This window comes from Mesorhizobium sp. P3_A9 (genome assembly GCF_056402975.1).
The window spans coordinates 1-5,040 of sequence record NZ_JBFUGJ010000399.1; the positions used below are offsets into that span (position 1 = coordinate 1).

General features: G+C 62.9%; 4 protein-coding genes. 2 read left to right on the plus strand and 2 right to left on the minus strand.

Annotated elements, in window-relative coordinates; genetic code table 11:
- The coding region (locus tag AC1DX0_RS30930) for a GNAT family N-acetyltransferase (protein ID WP_477358240.1) at positions 1-373 on the plus strand (373 nt) is incomplete at its 5' end.
- A gap of 128 nt (positions 374-501) precedes the next feature.
- Positions 502-1,401, plus strand: coding sequence for a DMT family transporter (locus tag AC1DX0_RS30935; protein WP_477358242.1), 900 nt, complete (start codon positions 502-504; stop codon positions 1,399-1,401).
- Between the two features lie 89 nt (positions 1,402-1,490).
- Here AC1DX0_RS30935 and AC1DX0_RS30940 read toward each other — a convergent pair whose 3' ends face one another.
- Both AC1DX0_RS30940 and parC read right to left on the minus strand, forming a co-directional pair.
- Positions 1,491-2,705 (minus strand): AI-2E family transporter, encoded by a 1,215-nt coding sequence (locus AC1DX0_RS30940; RefSeq protein ID WP_477221133.1) that lies wholly within the window; start codon positions 2,703-2,705, stop codon positions 1,491-1,493.
- A gap of 240 nt (positions 2,706-2,945) precedes the next feature.
- The coding region (parC, locus tag AC1DX0_RS30945; RefSeq protein WP_477358244.1) for a DNA topoisomerase IV subunit A at positions 2,946-5,040 on the minus strand (2,095 nt) is incomplete at its 5' end.

The window sequence follows — 5,040 nt, forward strand, 5'->3', positions numbered from 1 at the left end:
CGACTACGCCATGATGGTCGAGGACACCCATGTCGATACCAAGGTGATCGAATACCGGCGGCGTGGACCCGACACTTTCATCACCGGCAAGGGCCAGGGCGAACTCATCGCGGTGGCTCTCACCGATAAGATGGCCGACGGCCTGTCGATGGTCTATTCCTACTTCAATCCCGAATTCGAGGAGCGTTCGCTCGGTACGTTCATGATCCTCGACCACATCGCCCGCGCCAGGGCGATGGGCCTGCCCCATGTCTACCTCGGCTACTGGGTCAACGGCTCGCGCAAGATGAATTATAAGATGCGCTTCATGCCGCAGGAGCATCTCGGCCCCAAGGGCTGGGAGCGCTACACCAACGAAGCGGTTTCACGCTGAGTTTTTCCACGATCCGCGCTTAAACTGTTTCAAGGCAGGGGATGCTGGTCTTTCAGCCGGTTGGCTGGAGAGAGTGCGCCATAGCATCGGCCAACCGTCGGCCTGCATTTCATTGCGAAAGTTCCTGCATGTCCTCTCACCATGATCACCAGAAGGGTCTCTTGATAACCGCCATCGGCGGACTGACGCTGACTGTCGACATACCGTTGATCCGCCTCGCCGACGGTGGCGCATGGACGATCATGCTGCTGCGCACCGGCACCACATTCGTCGCGGCGATGATCATTTGGTCGGTCTGGCGGGCGCTCAGCCGCAACGCCCCGCCGCTCATCCCCGGCTGGTCCGGCCTGATCGTCGCGATCTGCTATGGGCTGACAGGGATCACCTTCGTGACCGCCGTCTATCACACCTCGACCGCCGACCTGGTGTTCATCCTGGCCTTCAACACCGTGTTCGCGGGCTTGCTGTCCTGGCTATTCCTCAGGGAAAGGCCGCAGCTGGTGACGATTATCGCCATGTCGATCATGATCCTCGGCGTGCTGGTCATCGTCGGCGGGTCGGTCGGCACCGGCAAGCTGTTCGGCGACTTCATGGCGCTTTGCTCTGCCTTCTTCGTAGCCGTGGCCATCACCATCTCGCGCGCGAGCGGCAAGGACATGGGCTTCACTTCGCTGGTCGGCGTCATTCTGCCGCTCGCGGTTGCAGCCTTCATGGTGTCATCAGGCGAAGGCTTTCASGTGAACGCGCCSTGGTGGATCATCTTCAACGGCGCCGTCATCATGCCGATYTCGTTCTTCTGCCTCGCCRMCGGSCCGAAATACATTTCSGGGCCGGAAGTGGCGATGTTCTAYCTGCTCGAAACCGTGCTGGCGCCGGTCTGGGTRTGGRYGATCTTTGCCGARRCGCCRWCSCGCAACAGCCTGATCGGCGGYGCGATCCTGATCGTCACGCTGGTCGCTCATTCGCTCTGGCAGCTGCATGACGGGCGCAAGCGCCGGCCCGATCTCGCGGTGCACCATCCGGTCTAGAACGGTTCACCGTTTCAAGGAAACGGCGAGCCGCTCTAGAAAACCGCTTCACACTCTTCCTGGAATTGCTTCAGAACAAGCTTTCGGAATCAGGCGCTGGCTTTCTTCGCCGCGCCAGTTTCCGGCAGGATCTCGATCTGCGGACCGGCTTCGATTTCGGCAGCCGAGCCGGTGGCCATCTCGTCGACCAGTTCCACCTCGCGCAGCCATTCGCGCCAGATAGCGACGAGCAGCGCCATCAGCACCGGGCCGATGAACAGACCGAGAAAACCCATGGTCTTGACGCCGCCGATCAGGCCGAAAAAGGTCGGCAGGAARGGCAGCTTTATCGGCCCGCCGACCAGTTTCGGGCGCARYGTCTTGTCGACGATGAACAGYTCGACCGCTCCCCAWAGGAACAGCGCCAGSCCGGTCATGGGCGAGCCGCTGGCGGCGAGGTAGATCGAGACAAGGGTGAAGGACAGGGGCGCGCCGCCGGGAATGAGCGCCATGACGCCGGTCAGGGCGCCGAGCGTCACCGGCGACGGCACGCCGGCCAGCCAGTAGGCAATGCCCAGTACCAGCCCCTCGCCGATGGCGATGACGGTCATGCCGGTCACCGTCGAGGAAATCGTCGCCGGCACGACGCGCGAAATCCGCTCCCATCTCGTCGGCAGGATGCGCTCGCCGAGGCGGTCGACCTGGCCGGCAAAATGCTCGCCATCGCGATAGGCGAAGAACAGCGCGATCATCATGAACAGCAGCGTCAGAAGCAGCCCGAAAGCACTGCCACCGGCGGCGAGCACGCCGCGATAGATGCTGCCGATGTTGGCGCCGCTGACCAACTGGATCAGTTCCCCGATGCCGCCGGGGTGGCCGATATTGGTCGTCCACTGATCGTTCAGCCACTCGCCCACGACAGGCAGCGTGGCGATCCAGTGCGGCGTGGTGGCACCATGCCGATTGGTCTCGATCGCCCAGCCGACCCATTCGCGCACCTCGTTGATGGCATAGGTGCCGGCGAGTGCGATCGGGATGACGAGGAAGGCCAGGATGAACAGGATGGCAAAGGTCGCGGCGATGGTGCGGTTGCCGCCGACGGCAACAAGCAGACGCCGGTAGAGCGGCCAGCTGGCAAAGGCGATGACGAGCGCGGCCAGCACCGGGAACAGGAAGCCATGGAAGAAATAGACGCCGGCGGCGACGATCAGCACCAGCAGCCAGCGCGCCGCCGACAGCGGCGGAATGACAGCTGAGCGCAGCGGCGTCGACAGGCCGAACAGGCGCTGGTGACGCTCCGGTTTCTGGATTTTGGATTCCTTCAAACGCCCGTGTCTCCCAAACGCCCCTCCCCGTTATGCACTGATATAGTGCAGCAATCGTGACGATACTCCAACTGGTTGGATATCTCCCCCCTCGAGGGGAAATGGCCGGCAGGCCAGAGGGGGTCGCCTCGCGTAAAGCGCTAGCCTTCTTCTGTTTGAAGTAGGAGGTCGCGTCCGGTCGAACCGACCCCCTCTGTCGCCTTTGGCGGCATCTCCCCCTCGAGGGGGGAGAGCAAGCCGCTACCCGAACTTCCCAGTCCTCGGGAAACCCTTCGGCACCATTCGCCCTGCCGAGGCCCGGGCGCCGATCCATTCGGCCAGTTCCTCGCGCGACCTCGTAAAGGTGCGGTCGGCCGAATCCTGCCAGGACAGGCCGGTTTCCAAGGTGAACGGCTTGAGATCGAGCAGGCCGCCATCCTTGTATTTCTGCAGCCGCACACCCTTGCCGCGGCCCATCTCGGGAATTTCGGAGAGCGCGAASACCAGCATTTTGCGGTTCTCGCCGACGATGGCSAGGTGATCGCCACTGACCGGGATGCAGCGTTTGGCTTCGTCCGGCGCCTTGACGTTCATCACCTGCTTGCCCTTGCGGGTGTTGGCGACAACCTCTTCCTCCGGCACGATGAAGCCGTTTGCGTCATAGGAGGCCAGGAGCAGCTTGCGCTTGGGATCGTGGACGAAGGCGGTGACGATGTCCTGGTCATTGTCCATGTCGACGATGATGCGGATCGGCTCGCCATGGCCACGCCCACCCGGCAGCCGGTCGGCGCCAATGGTGTAGAACTTGCCGCCGGTGGTGAAGACCAGCACCTTGTCGGTCGTCTGGGCATGGAAGGCGAGCTTGAGGCTGTCGCCTTCCTTGAAGGTCAGCGTCGACAGATCGGCCAGATGGCCCTTCATCGCCCGCAGCCAGCCCTTTTCCGAAACGACGACAGTCACCGGCTCGCGCTCGATCATGGCGTGGGCGATGTCTGTCAAATCGTGCTCGGGCGCGTCGGCGAACTGGGTGCGGCGCTTGCCGAGTTCGGTCTCGGGGCCGAACTTGTCGCGGATGCTGGTGACTTCCCACTTGATCGTCGCCCATTGCTTGGCATCGGATGCCAGCAGCGCCTCGATCTGCTTCTTCTCSGTGGTGAGGCCRTCGAAYTCCTTGCGGATCTCGAAYTCTTCCAGCTTGCGCAAAGCGCGCAGCCGCATGTTGAGGATGGCTTCGGCCTGGGTRTCGGTGAGCGACCAGCGSGCCATCATCACCTGCTTGGGCTCRTCCTCCTCRCGGATGATCCTGATCACCTCGTCGATGTTGAGRTAGGCGATCAGGTAGCCGGCSAGGATCTCSAGSCGYCTTTCGATCTCGCCCAGGCGATGTTTCGAGCGGCGGATCAGGACSTCGCGGCGGTGGTCSAGCCATTCCTGCAGCACGCCCTTCAGCGACAGCACGTTGGGCACCTTGCCGCGCGACAGCACATTCATGTTGAGCGGGAAACGGCTTTCAAGCTCGGTCAGCTTGAACAGCGATTCCATCAAGATGCCGGGATCGACAGAGCGGCTCTTGGGCACCAGCACGACGCGGACGTCCTCGGCGCTTTCGTCCCTGATGTCCTCGAGCAGCGGTAGTTTGCGCGCCATCAACAGCTCGGCGATCTTCTCGATCAGCCGCGCCTTCTGCACGCCATAGGGAATTTCGGTGACGACGATGCTCCAGGTGCCCCTGCCCTGGTCCTCCTGCATCCACTTCGAGCGCACGCGAAAACCGCCGCGACCGGTCTCATAGGCTTCAAGAATGGAGGCGCGGCTGTCGACGATGATGCCGCCAGTCGGGAAATCCGGACCCTGGACGAAATCCATCAACTTGGCCACCGGTGCGTCCCGATRCTCGATCAGATGCAGTGCCGCGTCGCAAAGTTCGGCCGCGTTGTGCGGCGGGATCGAAGTCGCCATGCCGACCGCGATGCCGGACGAACCGTTTGCAAGCAGGTTCGGGAAGGCGCCGGGGAGCACCACCGGCTCCTCGTCCTCTTCATTGTAGGTCGGCCGGTAGTCGACGGCGTCCTCGGTGATGCCGGCAAGCAGTTCGGTCGCCACGTCGGTCATGCGCGCTTCGGTGTAGCGCATGGCGGCGGCGTTATCGCCGTCGATGTTGCCGAAATTGCCCTGCCCGTCGACCAGCGGATAGCGCATCGAGAAATCCTGCGCCAACCGCACCAGCGCGTCATAGATCGACTGGTCGCCATGCGGATGGAACTTGCCCATCACCTCGCCGACGATACGGGCGCATTTGGCGAAACCCTGGTCGGGATTGAGGCGCAGCAGGCGCATGGCGTGCATGATGCGGCGG